Source organism: Bradyrhizobium sp. SZCCHNR1015 (assembly GCF_032489875.1).
Lineage (GTDB): Bacteria > Pseudomonadota > Alphaproteobacteria > Rhizobiales > Xanthobacteraceae > Bradyrhizobium.
The window spans coordinates 227,742-244,216 of sequence record NZ_JAUEYW010000002.1 but is presented as its reverse complement, the minus strand read 5'-3'; the positions used below and the strand labels follow the sequence as shown (position 1 = coordinate 244,216).

The window sequence follows — 16,475 nt, the reverse complement described above, 5'->3', positions numbered from 1 at the left end:
CCAGCACGCGATGATGAGTGCTGGTCCTGTGACGTGCGCAGATCTCGACGCATGGCCACACTCATCCGGCCGGCAGAACCTGCAGCGCATGACGGCCGCGCGATCAAGAAGAAAACTCCAACGAGTCCATGACGCGCGAGCCAAGGGGGAAATCGTGAGACATTTGCGTGCGCCCAATGACGACCGCGATCCGCCATTCCCGTCCGGCTACGACGACGGCCGGCGTCCGATGTATGAACAATCGTGGCGCGACGAGCACGACCGGCCCACGCCCGCTGAATTCGCGTCGCGCTACGGCGTGCAGGAGGTTCCTCCGCCGCCACGGGAGCGGCGATTGCTCGGCGTGTTGAGCGTGCTGGGGCTCGTGGCTGTCGCCGCTGGCGTGGCCGGCTTTGCCGCGATGCGGCTGCCGGCACGGTGGACCGCTGCGCTCTCCGCCAACGGCAGTGCGGAGGCGACGACGCCGGCAACAGTCGCCCCGCTGCCGGTCCGCGCCGCGCAGACAGTCGCGCCGGTCCAGGATGCTTTCCCGACCGGAGCGTTCGCGAGCGCCCTCCCCGTGGTCACGCCAGACCAGAGCATGCCGCTCAGGGAGGAGGACCGCGCGCCGAAGTTCGACACGCGGATGGCCAATGCCGCGGCGGCGCCGCCGACCAGCGCGCGCCCCCCGGTCCAGGGCGTGACCGACACCGAAATCAGCTTCGGAATGGCGGCGCCGTTCTCGGGTCCGGCCCGGGAGATGGGCCATCAGCTCAAGCTCGGCATCGACCTCGCCTTCGCGCAGGCCAACGAGGAAGGCGGCGTGCATGGCCGGCAGCTCAAGCTCTACACGGCCGATGATGCCTATGAGCCGACGCGGACGCTGAACGCGATGAAGGAGCTCTACGAGCAGCACAAGGTGTTCGGCTTCGTCGAGAACTACGGCAGCCCGACGGCCCTGATCTCGGTGCCCTACGCGCTCGAGCACCATGCGCTGTATTTCGGCGCCTTCACCGGGGCTCCTTCGCTCCGCCACGACCCGCCGGACCGCTACGTCTTCAACTACCGCGCCGGCTACGCCGAGGAAGCCCATGCGCTGGTGAACTATCTCGTCAAGAGCCGCAAGCTGCGACCGCAGGAGATCGGAGTGCTCACCCAGCAGGACGCCTATGGCGACGCGGGGTGGGAGGGCGTCAGCAAGGCGATGCACGCGCTGCGCGGCGGCGCGGGCGACGCCTTCCGCATGAGCTACAGCCGCAACACCGTCAATGTCGACGAGGCCATCGCGCAACTCCGCCGGCAGAAGCATGCGATCAAGGCCGTCGTGCTGGTCGCCACCTTCCGCGCCGCGGCCAAGTTCATCGAGAAGACCCGCGACCTCTATCCGGACATGACCTACGCGACGATCTCGGGCGTCGGCAGCACCGGCCTCGCCAGCGAGCTGATGGTGCTCGGCCCGCGCTATGCCGACGGCGTCATCTGCACCCAGGTCACGCCGGCCGTCGACGGCTACGCCTCCGTCACCCTGAACTACAAGAAGGCGCTCGCCAAATATTTCCCCGGCGAGCCGGCGGACTACTCGTCCCTGGAAGCCTATCTCACCGCCAACGTCCTGATCGAAGGGCTGCGGCGCGCTGGTCCCGCCGTCGACACCGAGTCGCTGGTCGACGTCCTCGAATCGATGCAGAACTACGAGCTCGGCGTTGGATCGAAGGTGAGCTTCGGCCCCTCCGACCACCAGGCGCTGCACAAGGTCTGGGGCACGCAGCTCGACAAGACCGGCCAGTATCATGCGATCGATCTCGAATAGACGGAATGGCCGGATCGCGCCGCGCTCGGCGCATGTCAGCGGGTTGCGTCGATCCGCGATTTCGGCCATATCGGTCCGATGATCAAGACCGAGACCCTGCGCACGAACATGTGGTGGCGCTCCATCTAGGAGCGGCACGGCCTCGTCTTTGATCGCCCGTCGCCGCCGTTCATCGGCCTGCGACGCGGTTCTTGTCATCAACAGCATCGAAGAGCTCGATCGAGCGGCGGTTCTCACTCCTGGAGAACCACAATGCGTCCCTCAGTGCCCGACCGTCCCGTCATCCTGACCGGCGACAGAACCACCGGCCCCCTGCACCTCGGCCACTATGTCGGCTCGCTGCGGAACCGCGTCGCGCTGCAATCCACGCATCGGCAATTCCTGCTGCTGGCCGATGCCCAGGCGCTCACGGACCACGCCCACGATCCGGCCAGGGTGAGCCGGAATATCCTGGAGATCGCGACCGACTATCTCGCCGTCGGCATCGATCCGGAGATGACGACCATCTGCCTGCAATCGCATTTGCCGGCGCTGGCTGATCTCACGCTGCTCTACATGAACTTCGTCACGGTGGCGCGGCTCGAGCGCAACCCGACCATCAAGGACGAGATCCAGGCGCGCGGCTTCGGCCGCGATATTCCGGCCGGCTTCCTGTGCTATCCCGTCGCGCAGGCCGCCGACATCACCGCCTTCAAGGCGACCATCGTGCCGGTCGGAGACGACCAGGCGCCGCTGATCGAGCAGACCAACGAGATCGTCCGCCGCATCAACCGCCAGGCGGGCAGCGAGGTGCTGCCCGAGGCACGCGCGCTGATCCCGAGCGTCGGGCGCCTGCCCGGCGTGGACGGCAAGGCCAAGATGAGCAAATCACAGGGCAACACGATTCCGCTCTCCGCCACGGCGGACGAGATCCGCGATGCCGTCCGCCGCATGTTCACCGATCCCGGCCACATCAGGGCCGCGGATCCCGGCCGCGTCGAGGGCAATGTCGTCTTCACCTATCTCGACGCGTTCGACGACGATCCTGCGGCTGTTGCGGACCTCAAGGCGCGTTATGTCCGCGGCGGCCTCGGCGACAGCATCGTGAAGCGGCGGCTCGATGACGTGCTGCAGGCCGTGGTCGCGCCGATCCGCGCCCGGCGTGCAGCGTTGGCGCGTGATCCCGGCCATGTTCTCGATATCGTCAGGCAGGGCACCGAACTGGCGCGTACCGTCACCGCTGCGACCTTGCGCGAGGTCCGCAATGCGCTGGGTCTGTTCACGCTGCAATAGCTCTCGAATGATGAGGCCGCATGTGCCGCCGGATCGAGACCAAAGCGCGGCGGCATTTACCGGGCGGAAACCGTTGCTGTCGTTGAATGCGAGCATGGCTCAGTTGCGCATGGAAGTTCGCGATTCGGCCGGCACCATCCTGCCGGGCTATGGCGACGCATTCTTCGACCTCAGGCTCCCCGGCGATCACCGCCGCGTGGCGCAGACGCTGCTCCAGATCATTCGCGGCGACGATTTCCGCTCACCGGTCCACAGCGTCCACTTCTTCCGGGGCGCTTCCGAGATCGGCTGCTGGTCGGTCGACGACGAGCGCGCGGAGGTGAGCTTCGTGGACGAGTTCGCGCACACGCCGCCGGCCGCGGCGTAACAACTTCCCCGACAAGCTCCCGACACGCGGCATCGGCCTCATGCGATCCGGGGGTGCGCGGTCTGGTGCCAGCTCCAGGCCGAGCGGATGATCGTGCCGAGATCGGACCGATGCGCCGCGAAGCCGAGCTCCTGCCGGGCAAGGCGCGGATCGGCGACCAGGACCGGTGGATCGCCGGCGCGGCGCGCGCGCACCACCAGCGGGATCCGCTCGCCGGTCTCCCTGCCGATTGCATCGACGATCTCGCGCACCGAATGGCCGCGGCCGGTGCCGAGATTGTAGGTGCCCCCCGAACCGTTCTGCAGCAGACGCCCCATCGCGGCGATGTGGGCTGCCGCGAGATCATCGACGTGAACATAGTCGCGCACGGCGGTCCCGTCGGGTGTGTCATAGTCGGTGCCGAAGATCGCGAAGTCCGGCACATGGCCGAGGATCGCCATCAGCGCCCGCGGGATCAGGTGCGTCTCGGGATCGCGCAGCTCACCGATCAGGCCTGACGCGTCGGCGCCGCCGGCGTTGAAGTAGCGCAGCACGATGGCCGACAGGCCGTAGGCCGCCTGATAGTCCACCAGGATCTGCTCGATCATGTATTTCGAGCGGCCGTAGGGATTCAGGGCCGATCCCGCGGCGCTCTCGGGAATCGGATCCCGCCCGGCGTCGCCATAGACCGCGCCGGTCGAGGAGAACACCAGCCGCGCACAGCCGGCCTCGCGCATGCCCTGCAGCAGGCCCAGGCTGCCGGCGACGTTGTTGAGATAGTATGTCTGCGGATCGGTGACGGATTCGCCGATCGTGCTCGGCCCGGCCAGGTGCATGACCGCGCCGACCGCGTGGGCGCGGATGGTGTCAGCCACTCTGGCGCTGTCGGCGATGTCGCCGACCACCAGCGGTCCCCACCGCACGAAGCGGCGATGTCCGGTGGACAGATTGTCGTAGCAGATCGGCACGTAGCCAGCCTCGGCGACAGCCTTGCAGCAATGGGCGCCGATGTAGCCGGCGCCGCCGGCAACCAGGATCGCTCCGTTGTGACCCATGCATGAAGGCCTTCTGATCAGCGAACGGCTGGACCCAGTCGCGGATGCGAAATGTGACCCAGCGCGGCGACCGCTGCAACCGGGCAGCGCGCCGGCCGGCGTCACCACAACCGCTTGGCGGCGCGCCGCTCTGCGCGCTCTTAACGGTCTTGCACCCCGGCCGGTCGTCCGGTGGCGGTCAGGTGACGCCGAATAGCTGACGTCACGCGATGGCAGCACGACATCTAGCCGTGAACAGACCTCGTACCGGGCTGCGCCGCTGATTCGGACGCGGTTCGTTCAAGTCGCGTTCTGAACGTTAACGTGAGCGCGCGCGACGTCGCATTCTGGGACATCATGCGCGGGCTGGTCGCGGCAGCGAGTGCAGCGCCGATGTCGTTGGCGCGATCCCGGCGCGGCGATCGCAGGCTGTGCCTGTGCTCAACCTGCTGGCCTGTTAGCTGTTTCATCACGGTCCGATCGCCTGCCGGTTCCGTTCGGCGCGCAGATGTCCATGCCCCGCGGCGCATGGCTCACAACCCAGAGTCCAGGTGGCACGCGGCGCAGAATGGGGTACGAGTCGTCGGACTGATCAGCGTCGGCCGATGCAGGAGGCTCCCTTGAGTGAAACACCTGGTAACGTCGACGCGGCGGCGCGCGCTGCATCGACGCCGCCCCCCTCCTCCGCCGCGGCGCCCGGGCTCTGGGCGCGTCTCGGCATTCCGCTGCTTGCGGTGATCGCAGCGCTCGCCTTCGTGGCGCTCGCGACCACGCGCTGGAACGCCTGGACCGGCAACGCAACGACCCAGTCGACCAACGATGCCTATGTGCGCGCCGACCTGACGCAGCTCTCGAGCCGCGTGGCCGGCGAGGTGACGAAGGTTGCGGTCAGCGATTTCCAGCAGGTCAAGGCCGGCGACCTGCTGGTCCAGATCGATCCGGCCGACTACGAGGCACAGGTATCGCAGGCCGAGGCCAATGTCGAAGCGGCGCAGGCGGCGCTCGACAACCTCAGCAACCAGGTCGAGCTGCAATACGCGACCATCGCCCAGGCCGAAGCGCAGCAGGTCTCGGCCGGCGCGGCCGAGGTGCAGGCCAGGCAGGAGGAAGAGCGCCAGCAGTCGCTGTCGCAGAGCGAGGCAGGGACCAAGCAGCGGCTGGAACAGGCAACGGCCGCCTATGCCAAAGCACAGGCGGACGTGCGCGCGAGCCGCGCGGTGATCGCCGCCCAGCGCCACCAGTTGGAGGTGCTCACCGGCACCAAGAAGCAGCGCGGCGCCGATCTCGCCGGCGCCAAGGCCGCGCTCGCCGCGGCGCGGCTCAAGCTCGGCTACACCAGGATCACTGCGCCATTCGACGGCGTCGTCGGACAGCGCCAGGTGCAGGTCGGCGACTACGTCAACATCGGCAGCAGCCTGATCGCGGTGGTGCCGCTGCCGCATGTTTTCGTCATCGCCAACTACAAGGAAACGCAGCTCACCCATGTCGCGCCCGGCCAGCCGGTCGAGGTCACCGTGGACTCGTTCCCGGGCCAAAGGCTGCATGGCCGCGTCGAGCGGATCGCGCCGGCCTCCGGCTCGCAATTCGCGCTGCTGCCGCCCGACAATGCCACCGGCAACTTCACCAAGGTCGTGCAGCGCATTCCGGTCCGCATCGCCCTCGACGGCGACCAGCCGCTGCTCGCGCGGCTGCTGCCGGGCATGTCGGTCGAGACCCACATCCGCACCGCCGGCCAGGCCGATGGCACCAAGTGAGACCGATCGCGGACCGCTGTCGCGCGGCGGCCAGGCGGCGCATCCGCTGTTTGCCGTCGGGGCGGTGCTGCTCGGCTCGTTCCTGGCGAATTTCGACAGCCGGCTGACCTCGGTCGGCCTGCCCGATCTGCGCGGCGCGTTCTCGCTCGGCTTCGACGAGGGCGCTTGGCTGTCGACCGCCGCGATCGGCTCGCAGATCTTGATCGCGCCGGCGGTGGCGTGGCTCGCGACCGTGTTCGGCCTGCGCCGTGTGCTCGGCATTCCCAGCCTGGTCTACGCGGTGCTGTCGCTGATCATTCCGTTCGTGCGCGACTATCCGACCTTGATCGCGCTCGCGATCCTGCACGGCATGCTGCTCGGCACCTTCGTGCCGGCCACGCTCATGATCATCTTCCGCAACCTGCCGATCCGCTGGTGGCTGCCGGCGATCTCGATCTATGCGATCCGGGTCGGTTTCGCGCTGGATACCTCGACCTCGCTGGTCGGCTTCTATGTCGAGCATCTCGGCTGGCAGTGGCTGTACTGGCAGGGCGTCGTGCTGGCTCCGCTGATGGCGCTGATGGTCTATCTCGGCACCCCGGCCGAGCCGGTCAACCGCACGCTGCTCGAGAACGCCGACTGGGGCGGGATGCTGCTGCTCGGCAGCGCCGTGGCGATGATCTATGCCGGGCTCGACCAGGGCAACCGGCTCGACTGGCTGCAATCGAGCACGGTGATGGCGCTGCTATCAGGCGGCGCCGCGCTGTTCGTCCTGTTCCTCGTCAACGAGGCGCTCGCCCCGCAGCCATGGGCGCATTTCAACGTGCTGTTCTCGCGCAACATCGGGCTGTCGCTGGTCGTGATCCTGCTCTACACGCTGACCAGCCTCTCGAACGCGTCGCTGGTGCCGAACTTCCTCGCCACGATCACGCAGTTGCGGCCGGAGCAGAGCGGCTCGCTGCTGTTGTTCTACGGCGCGCTGCCGATGATCGTGCTGGTGCCGCTGTCGATCGTGCTGCTTCGCCATCTCGATCCCCGCATCGTCGTCGTGCTCGGTCTCAGCGCCTTCGCGGCGGCCAATCTGCTCGGCACCCAGATCACCCATGCCTGGGCGCGCGAGGATTTCATCGTCATCGTCGTGCTGCAGTCGATCGGACAGGCCCTGACCTTGCTGTCGATCATCATCCTCGCGCTGTCGAATTCCGATCCGGCCCGCGCGACCTCCTTTGCGGCCTACATCCAGGTGATGCGGCTCGGCGGCGCCGAAATCGGCGTCGCCCTGATGGGAACGTGGCTGCGGGTGCGCGAGCAGGTGCATTCGGCCTATCTCGGCCTCAACATCCAGAGCGGCGACCTCGACGTCGCGCGCGCGCTGCAACGGCTGACCGGCTATTTCGCCGCGCATGGCGGCGGCCAAGCCAAGGCGCGCGCCGTCGGGACCTTGGCCGCGCAGGTCCAGCGCGAGGCCAACGTGCTCGCTTATCTCGACGCGTTCTGGCTGTGCTTCTGGCTCGCGATCGCCGCGCTCCTGCTGGTCGCCCTGATCACGCGCGCGCCTCCGGGCCCGTTCTCGCCGACACCGATCAGTCTGAGGGCGGCGTGGATGCGACGGTTCGGATCGTCGACGACGTGAGCGGGCCCGCCCCCGCATGCGGGGTCGTAGCTTTCTCTCCAACGACGCCGGCGCGCCTCTGCGCCTTTAACCTTCTCACGAAAGCCGAGCCGCGCGATCAGGATCGCCGGCGCTGCATGTTGCGCGCCATGTCCGAGAGCTACGACATCTAGCCGTGAACAGATTTCAAACCCTGATTCGCAAGCGATTCGGACGCGGTTCGTTCCAGCCGCGTTCCGAACGTTAACGTCGCTGCGATGAGCGTCGCATTCTGGGACATCATGCGCGCGATGGTTGCGGCAACTCGTCGAGCGGCCATTTCGGACGCTTGATCTTCTTGTAGGGCAACGTCGTCACGTCGCGCGCGACCACGCCGGGCGCATCGACCATGATGATGTCGGCCGCGATCGGCGCAAATGCCGCGCGGAAATGCTGGGCGGATTTCACCACGACGAGCTTGCGCGTGGCAGGATCGCAGCCGAGCTGGGTGAAGAAGTCCCGGCCGAAGGCCTGGCAGCGGAACGTCGTGATGACGACCTCGACGCCATTGCTCGCGATCAGCGCGCAATCGCCGAGCTTGGCGGGCGTGCCGGCGAGGCCCGTCATCACCATGTTCTCCTTCAGCGCCTTGATCTCCCAGGTCGCATCGACGGGATCACCCGACAGCGGCCCGATCTTGCCGCCGATCCGCAGCGGCAGCTTGGCGCCGACGCCTGCATCGAAGGCGATGCGCACCGCGATCGGATCCCAGAGTGGACCGAGGCAGGCATTGCCGATGTTGCGGTCGAGCAGCCGGCGCAGGATGAAGGTGGAATCGCCGGGCGCACCGCCGCCGGGATTGTCGCTGGCATCGCCGAGCACGATGGTGCCGTCTGTCGCCAATGCCTGGTCAAGCGCGGCATCGACGCCGGGCATGCGCTCGGTCACCGCCTCGCGCATGCCGATCAGTTCGTCCGCAAGGCGGCGTGCCAGCGCCTTCGCCCTGACACCGTCCGGATCGACGGCGGCATCGCTATAGACCAGCACCTTGGTGCCCATGGACGGCGTGTCGCCCCAGCCGAAGCCGTGAACGATCGAGATCGAGACGATACCGTCCTTGCCTTCCAGCGCGGTGATGCGGTCGACGAAGCTGCGCACCGGCTCGCGCGTGGTGTGCAGGGTGACGATCATGTCGGTGTCGACCAGCGCCTTCTGCAGCTTCAGCCGCTTCTCGGCGATCTCGGTGCAGTGTTTCACCAGATCCTGCGCGCGCTCGAGAATGTCGGTGTGCGGATATTCCTTCCAGCAGATCAGAAGATCGGCGCTTCTGACCATCAGCTCGCTCATATGAACGTGGGGGTCGAGCGTGGCGCCGACGACCACATCGGGTCCGACGATCTCGCGTATCCGCGCGAGCAGCTCGCCCTCGCAATCATCATAGCCGTCGGCGATCATCGCGCCGTGCAGGCCGATCAGCGCCATGTCGACCGGCAGCGCGGCTTTGAGGTCGGCAAGGATCTGGTCACGCAGGGTTTCGAACGCGGCGCGGGTGACGAGCCCGTTGGGCACGGCCGCGGCCACCAGCCCTTCGATCAGCGTCCAGCCCTTGGACGGCCCAACCTGGCGCGCAGCCCATAGTGGCCCGCCATGCATCTGCATCTTGTCTGGGTGCTGGCCGGCGGGGAAGTAGGCGCGCTCATGGAAGGTCGCGAGCCCCGTGGGCATCGGCGCGAAGGTATTGGTCTCGGTGGCAAGGGCGGCGGAGAAGACACGCATGAAGGCTGAACCCGGTGGTTGCGAGGAAAGGCAGGCGCGCACCGGACCGGCCGGCGATGCAGGCCCACAAAGAAACGGACCTCATCAGGAAGCGCAAGAGACCCATGCGAAGGGCGACCGCTGCACAGCGCATGGGACGGAAAACAGCGCGGCCTGATCCCGCTGCGCCGGATGATGCCTGATGCATTTGGCAATCGATGAGGCTACGATCGGCTACATGGCGGACGATAAATTGAAACGGCGGTTGACGACAGTGCTGTGCGCGGATGTGCACGGCTATTCCCGCCTCATGGGAGCCGACGAAGCCGGTACGCTGGAGACGCTGCGCCGCTACCGCACGGCCATTGCAGGATTGGTGGAGCGCCATGACGGGCGCATCGTCAATACTTGGGGCGATGCCGTGATCGCCGAGTTCGCCAGTGTCGTCGAGGCCGTGCGGTGTGCCGTCGAAATTCAGCAGGAAATCAGTCAGAAGCCCACGCCATCCAACGGACACCAGATGCAGTTTCGCATCGGGATCAATCTGGGAGATGTGATGGTGGATGGTTCCGATATCTTCGGCGATGGGGTCAATATCGCGGCGCGCCTGCAAGAACTGGCCGAGCCCGGCGGCATCGTGGTCTCGGCCCCCGTCTACGACCAGGTGCACAACAAACTGACTGTCGGCTTCGACTGTCTTGGCCAGCCACCGCTGAAGAATGTTGCCCCCGTGACCAGCTATCGTGTCACGATCGGCGGCCGTTCCGGCCAGCGACCCGACCTCCCGGTTGACGACGGCGCCCTCCATGCGCGCGCGTTTGCGGCCTCGAGCGCTCCACCTCCTTTTCGCGACGGCGATGCGCGATCCACGTCGATCACCTCGATCGCGGATCACTTCGCGAGCCTGCCTCGTCCCCTCGCAATGGCCCTCACAGTCTCCGGCTTTCTGCTTCTGATCAATGTTTTCACCGGTCTGCACAGAGTCTGGTTTCATTGGCCGGCCGCAGCATTGCTGTTCGCCGGCATCATGCGGACGGTGCTCCAGAGCAGGCCTCCTTCGGACAAGATTGAGCGACGTCGGACGCGCCGGGACTAAGCGGCTGGTGGTTGCGAGCGCTCTATTCGGCCCGGAATCAGATCGAAGCCCGGCATCGCGAAGGTGCGCTTTAACGGCTGCGCGCTGACGGTCCGGAAAACGCCGATATCCTGCTACGATCTCACAGGCCGTCACTCCTACGCCTGCTCGGGGCTTCGCGAACACACAGATGGAGACAGCTTGAGAATGTCGCATGGCGGCTTGGCTCCGCGCGACCGGGCATTACGCCCGCACAGACTGCTCCTCGACCGACCTGATCGCCACGGCCGCAACCTGGGCCAGAGCCTCACGGTCGCCGCCGGAGGAGGCCATCACGCTCATGCCCGTGATCACGGCCGAGACGTAACGCGCGAGCGCGGCCGGATCCGCGGCCGGGGCCAGATCGCCTTCGCGCTTGGCGCGCTCGAAACGGTGCCGGAGCTGCTCCTCGGTCTGCGCACGGCGGGCCGCGAGCTCGAACGGCACGTTGGCGGAGCCGGAGCCGCAGGCGAGACCGCCCTGCACCAGCAGGCAGCCGGGCGGATTGGAGGGATCGGTCTGTTTCTCGGCGACGCCCATCAGCATCCGCGCGGTGACCTCGCGGGCGGTCGGCGCGCTCAGCACCTCGTCCATCCAGGCCTCCCGTCGCGCCGTGTAGCGGTCGAGCGCAGCCTTGAGCAGGGCTTCCTTGCTGCCGAACGCGGCGTAGAGGCTGGGCGGGTTGATGCCCATGGCGTCGGTGAGCTGGGCGATGGTAGCGCCCTCATAGCCATGGCGCCAGAACACCTCCATCGCCTGGTCCAGCGCGGTGTCGCGATCGAAAGTCCGGGGCCGTCCGATGCCCATGTGCAAAACTCCTGTTCCCGTCTCCGCCCCGTCTGATTCTTATCTAGTTGTTATTGAACGCGATTTCTTTGATCTGGCGCAGTCGCCGAAAGTCGGGCTACTATTTTCGTAGCATCCGTTACATAAGTCTCTTGCGAACGGGTTGCCAGCGCCACATTTGTAGCGAGCACTACAAATCTGGAGCGCGCCAATGCCTTCGCCCGAAATTCGTTCTTCCGGCCGCCTGAGGCGGTGGCTGGGCACCGTCGCCGCCGCCGGCCTGGTGATTGCCGCCGGATCCTACGCCGGCTCCCAATATTTCCACTTCAGTCCCGCGCCGAATGCGGCCCGCGCGGCGGCCCCCGAACAGGCCGTCCCCGTGACGGTTGCCGTCGTCGAGCCGCGCCAGGCGAGCCTGTGGGACGAGTTCTCCGGCCGGCTCGAGGCGGTCGAGCGGGTCGAGATCCGGCCGCGGGTGGCCGGCGCCATTCTCGGCACCAATTTCACCGAGGGCTCGCTGGTCAATGCCGGCGACGTCCTGTTCAAGATCGACCCCGCGCCCTACGCCGCCGAGGTCGACCGGGCGCAGGCGCAGCTCGAGGCTGCGCGGGCCCGCGCATCCTTCGCCGCCAATGAGCTGGAGCGCGGCGCGCAGCTGGTCGGCAACTCCATCGTCACCAAGCGCGACTACGACCAGCGCGACAACGGCAATCGCGAGGCGATCGCCAACGTCAAGGCCGCGGAAGCGGCGTTGCAGGCCGCAAAACTCAATCTCGACTACACGCAGGTGCGCGCGCCGGTCGACGGCCGGGTCGGCCGGATCGAGGTCACCGTCGGCAACCTCGTCGCCGCCGGGTCGGCCTCGCCGGTGCTGACCTCGCTGGTGTCCGTCAACCCGATCTATGCGAGCTTCGACGCCACCGAAGAGCTGGTGTTGCGCGCATTGTCGGCGATTGCCGACGGCTCCGGCAAACGCGGCAATCTCGACCGCATCCCGGTCGAGATGACGACCTCGGGCGGCATCACGGCATCCGGCCATATCCAGTTGATCGACAATCAGGTCAACGGGCAGAGCGGCACGATCCGCGTCCGCGCCGTGTTCAAGAACGAGGACGGCCGGCTGATCCCCGGCCAGTTCGCGCGCGTGCGCATGGGCCAGCCGCAGCAGCAATCGCTGGTGCTGCTCGACGAGCGCGCCATCGGCACCGACCAGGACAAGAAATTCGTGATGGTGGTCGGCGACGACGAGCGCGCTGTCTATCGCACGGTCAGCCTCGGCGGCAGCGTCGATGGCCTGCGCATCATCTCCGCCGGCCTCAAGCCCGGCGAGCGCGTGGTCGTCAACGGCCTTCAGCGGGTGCGGCCGGGCGCGTTGCTGAAGACGCAGGTGGCAGCGATGGGCGCAAGAGATGGGGCTGACACGAAGCAACTGGCGCAGCGCTGATCATGATTAGTCGATTCTAGTCCGACGCAGGCGGCGCGCTCCCTCTCCCCGTTCTTCACGGGGAGAGGGTTGGGGTGAGGGGGCGCGCACCGACCGTGCGGAGAGTCCCCCTCACCCGGATTGCATCTTCGATGCGATCCGACCTCTCCCCGCAAGCGGGGAGAGGCGCAGACCGAGCTTGCAGCCCGACCGACACACCCAACTCACATCGACCGACTCCCGACCACGGGGCCTCCCATGAACCTCTCCAAATTCTTCATCGATCGGCCGATCTTCGCAGGCGTGCTGTCGACGCTGATCTTTCTCGGCGGCTTGATCGCGCTGTTCTCCATGCCGATCTCCGAATATCCCGACGTCGTGCCGCCCTCGGTGGTGGTGCGCGCGACCTATCCCGGCGCCAATCCGAAGGTGATCGCCGAGACGGTGGCGACGCCGATCGAGGAGCAGATCAACGGCGTCGAGAACATGCTCTATATGAGCAGCCAGGCGACCACCGACGGCGCGATGACGCTCACGGTCACCTTCAAGCTCGGCACCGATCCGGACAAGGCCACCCAACTGGTGCAGAACCGCGTGCAGCAGGCCGAGCCGCGGCTGCCCGCCGTGGTGCGCCAGCTCGGTGTCATCACCAAGAAGAGCTCGCCCGACCTCACCATGGTCGTGCATCTGATTTCGCCGAACGGCCGCTACGATACGACGTACCTGCGCAACTACGCGGTGCTCAACGTCAAGGACCGGCTGGCGCGCATCGACGGCGTCGGCGACGTGCAGCTGTTCGGCGCCGGCGACTATTCGATGCGGGTGTGGGTCGATCCGCAGAAGGCGGCCGAGCACGGCCTCTCCGCCTCCGACATCGTCAAGGCGATCCAGGCGCAGAACGTGGAGGCCGCCGCCGGCGTGGTCGGCGCCTCGCCGAGCGTCAAGGGGCTCGATTTGCAGCTCTCGGTCAATGCCGAGGGCCGGCTCTCCAACGAGGACCAGTTCGCCGACATCGTGGTCAAGACCGGCACGCATGGCGAGGTCACGCGGCTGCGCGACGTCGCCCGCATCGAGCTCGGCGCCTCCGAGTACGGCCTGCGCTCGCTGCTCGACAACAAGCAGGCCGTGGCGATCCCGATCTTCCAGGCGCCCGGCTCCAACGCGCTGCAGATCTCGGACAACGTTCGCGCCACCATGGCCGAGATCAAGAAGACGATGCCGGAAGGCGTCGAGTACCACATCGTCTATGACCCGACGCAGTTCGTGCGCTCCTCGATCGAGGCCGTCGTGCACACACTTTTCGAGGCCATCGTGCTGGTCGTGATCGTCGTGATCCTGTTCCTGCAGACCTGGCGCGCCTCGATCATCCCGCTGCTGGCTGTCCCCGTCTCGATCGTCGGCACGTTCGCGGTGATGCATCTGTTCGGCTTCTCGATCAACGCGCTCAGCCTGTTCGGCCTGGTGCTCGCGATCGGCATCGTCGTCGACGACGCCATCGTCGTCGTGGAGAACGTCGAGCGCAACATCGAGAGCGGCCTGTCGCCGCGTGACGCCACCTATCAGGCGATGCGCGAGGTGTCGGGACCGATCATCGCGATCGCTCTGGTGCTGGTCGCGGTGTTCGTGCCGCTCGCCTTCATCTCCGGCCTGACCGGGCAGTTCTACAAGCAGTTCGCGCTGACGATCGCGATCTCCACCGTGATCTCCGCGGTCAACTCGCTGACCTTGTCGCCGGCGCTGTCGGCGCTGCTGCTCAAGGGGCACCACGAGCCCAAGGATCGCCTCACCCGCATCCTCGACACGAGCCTCGGCTGGTTCTTCCGCGGCTTCAACCGCGCCTTCGTCCGCGCCTCCAACAATTACAGCGGCAGCGTGTCGAAGGTGATCACCGGCAAGGCCGCGGTGATGATCCTCTACGTCCTGCTGGTCGGCGCCACCGCCGTGCTGTTCAAGCAGGTGCCGGGCGGCTTCGTGCCGGGCCAGGACAAGCAGTACCTGGTCGGCTTCGCGCGGCTGCCGGACGGCGCCACGCTGGACCGCTCCGAGGAGGTGATCCGCAAGATGAGCGACATCGCGCTGACGCAGCCCGGCGTCGAGAGCTCGGTCGCCTTCCCCGGCCTGTCGATCTCCGGCTTCACCAACTCCTCCAATGCCGGCATCGTGTTCTCGACCCTGAAGCCGTTCGACGAGCGCAAGGATCCGTCCTTGTCGGGCGGCGCGCTGGCGATGGAGCTCAACAAGAAGTACGCCGGCATCCAGGACGCCTTCATCGCGATGTTCCCGCCGCCGCCGGTCAACGGCCTCGGCACCATCGGCGGCTTCAAGCTGCAGATCGAGGATCGCGCCGGCCTCGGCTACGAGGCGCTCAACGACGTCACCAAGGCGTTCATGGCGGGCCTGCAGAAGTCGCCCGAGATCGCCGGCGTGTTCTCCAGCTTCCAGGTCAACGTGCCGCAACTGTTCGCCGACATCGACCGCACCAAGGCGTTGCAGCTCGGCGTGCCCGTGACGGAGGTGTTCAACACCCTGCAGATCTACCTCGGCTCCTACTACGTGAACGACTTCAACAAGTTCGGCCGCACCTATTCGGTGCGCGTGCAGGCCGACGCGCCGTTCCGCGCCCGAGCCGACGATATCCGCCAGCTCAAGGTGCGCTCCGCCTCCGGCGACATGGTGCCGCTGTCGGCGCTGCTGAACGTGCGGCAGAGCGCCGGGCCCGAGCGCGCCATCCGCTACAACGGCTTCTTGTCATCGGACATCAACGCGGCAGCGGCGCCCGGCTTCTCCTCGGGCCAGGCGCAGGCGGCGGCCGAGCGGGTCGCGGCCGAGGTGTTGCCGCCGGGCTTTGCCTTCGAATGGACCGACCTGACCTATCAGGAGTTCATCGCCGGCAACTCCGGTCTGTGGGTGTTTCCGCTGGCGATCCTCCTGGTGTTCCTGGTGCTGGCCGCGCTGTATGAGAGCCTGACCTTGCCGCTCGCGATCCTGATGATCGTTCCGATGGCGCTGCTGGCGGCGATGGCCGGCGTCTACCTCTCGAAGGGCGACAACAACATCTTCACCCAGATCGGCCTGATCGTGCTCGTCGGCCTCTCCGCCAAGAACGCGATCCTGATCGTCGAATTCGCGCGCGAGCTCGAATTCGCCGGGCGCACGCCGCTGCGCGCCGCGATCGAGGCGAGCCGTCTGCGGTTGCGGCCGATCCTGATGACGTCGATGGCCTTCATCATGGGCGTGCTGCCGCTGGTGCTGTCGACCGGAGCAGGCTCCGAGATGCGGCGCGCGATGGGCGTCGCGGTGTTCTCCGGCATGATCGGCGTCACCGTGTTCGGCCTGTTCCTGACGCCGGTTTTCTATGTGCTGCTGCGGACGCTGACCGGCATGAAGCCGCTCACCCAGCATGGCGGCCACGGCACGGTGGCGGCTCAACCCGCGGAGTAAACAAGAATGTGAACGCGCGTGATGTCGAGGGTCCAGAAACGCGATCGTCTCTTGATTCGTAGAGACAAATGGCCGCCGGCGTCCCCCATCACGCTCCCCCGATGATCCGTTTCGCGATCAATTCTACAGGACTGTGAAACGGATCACAGACCAGCGCAGCGGGATGGAGGACGCCAACTCCAGCACGTTGC

Annotated in this window: 11 protein-coding genes; 8 read left to right on the top strand and 3 right to left on the bottom strand. The window is 66.8% G+C overall.

The window, feature by feature from the left end; all coding sequences use genetic code 11:
* The first annotated feature begins 154 nt into the window (after positions 1–154).
* From QX128_RS04785 to QX128_RS04775, 3 genes are all read left to right on the top strand, one after another.
* Complete coding sequence (locus tag QX128_RS04785; RefSeq protein WP_316236817.1) at positions 155–1,789, top strand: ABC transporter substrate-binding protein; 1,635 nt, start codon at positions 155–157, stop codon at positions 1,787–1,789.
* Between the two features lie 252 nt (positions 1,790–2,041).
* On the top strand, positions 2,042–3,061 hold the full coding sequence (trpS, locus tag QX128_RS04780) for a tryptophan--tRNA ligase (RefSeq protein WP_316236816.1): 1,020 nt from the start codon (positions 2,042–2,044) through the stop codon (positions 3,059–3,061).
* Positions 3,062–3,083: 22 nt separating this feature from the next.
* A complete protein-coding gene (locus QX128_RS04775) occupies positions 3,084–3,428 on the top strand; it encodes a hypothetical protein (protein ID WP_316236815.1) in 345 nt (114 codons plus the stop codon).
* Positions 3,429–3,466: 38 nt separating this feature from the next.
* Here the strand turns inward: QX128_RS04775 and galE are convergent, their stop codons facing one another.
* Entirely contained in the window at positions 3,467–4,462 is a 996-nt protein-coding gene (gene galE, locus QX128_RS04770) for a UDP-glucose 4-epimerase GalE (protein ID WP_316236814.1), read from the bottom strand.
* A gap of 599 nt (positions 4,463–5,061) precedes the next feature.
* On the opposite strand from galE, the gene QX128_RS04765 reads away from it, so the two are divergent.
* Together QX128_RS04765 and QX128_RS04760 are read left to right on the top strand one after the other, a co-directional pair.
* Positions 5,062–6,195: an HlyD family secretion protein gene (locus tag QX128_RS04765; protein ID WP_315801859.1), complete on the top strand. Its 1,134-nt coding sequence runs from the start codon at positions 5,062–5,064 to the stop codon at positions 6,193–6,195.
* Positions 6,182–7,807 carry an MFS transporter gene (locus QX128_RS04760; RefSeq protein WP_316236813.1) on the top strand — a complete coding sequence of 542 codons (1,626 nt, stop codon included), beginning with the start codon at positions 6,182–6,184 and terminating at the stop codon, positions 7,805–7,807. Before QX128_RS04765 ends, QX128_RS04760 begins: the two co-directional genes overlap by 14 nt.
* 258 nt (positions 7,808–8,065) lie before the next feature.
* Here the strand turns inward: QX128_RS04760 and QX128_RS04755 are convergent, their stop codons facing one another.
* Positions 8,066–9,541, bottom strand: coding sequence for a M81 family metallopeptidase (locus tag QX128_RS04755; protein ID WP_316236812.1), 1,476 nt, complete (start codon positions 9,539–9,541; stop codon positions 8,066–8,068).
* Positions 9,542–9,758: 217 nt separating this feature from the next.
* Between QX128_RS04755 and QX128_RS04750 the strand changes: the two genes are divergently transcribed.
* Complete coding sequence (locus QX128_RS04750; protein WP_316217226.1) at positions 9,759–10,616, top strand: adenylate/guanylate cyclase domain-containing protein; 858 nt, start codon at positions 9,759–9,761, stop codon at positions 10,614–10,616.
* Positions 10,617–10,838: 222 nt separating this feature from the next.
* On the opposite strand, the gene QX128_RS04745 is transcribed toward QX128_RS04750, so the two are convergent.
* Positions 10,839–11,441: a TetR/AcrR family transcriptional regulator gene (locus QX128_RS04745; RefSeq protein ID WP_315801856.1), complete on the bottom strand. Its 603-nt coding sequence runs from the start codon at positions 11,439–11,441 to the stop codon at positions 10,839–10,841.
* Positions 11,442–11,631: 190 nt separating this feature from the next.
* Between QX128_RS04745 and QX128_RS04740 the strand changes: the two genes are divergently transcribed.
* Complete coding sequence (locus QX128_RS04740; RefSeq protein WP_316236811.1) at positions 11,632–12,864, top strand: efflux RND transporter periplasmic adaptor subunit; 1,233 nt, start codon at positions 11,632–11,634, stop codon at positions 12,862–12,864.
* A 237-nt stretch (positions 12,865–13,101) separates the two neighbouring features.
* Positions 13,102–16,284 carry a multidrug efflux RND transporter permease subunit gene (locus tag QX128_RS04735; RefSeq protein WP_316236810.1) on the top strand — a complete coding sequence of 1,061 codons (3,183 nt, stop codon included), beginning with the start codon at positions 13,102–13,104 and terminating at the stop codon, positions 16,282–16,284.
* Positions 16,285–16,475: the final 191 nt, after the last annotated feature.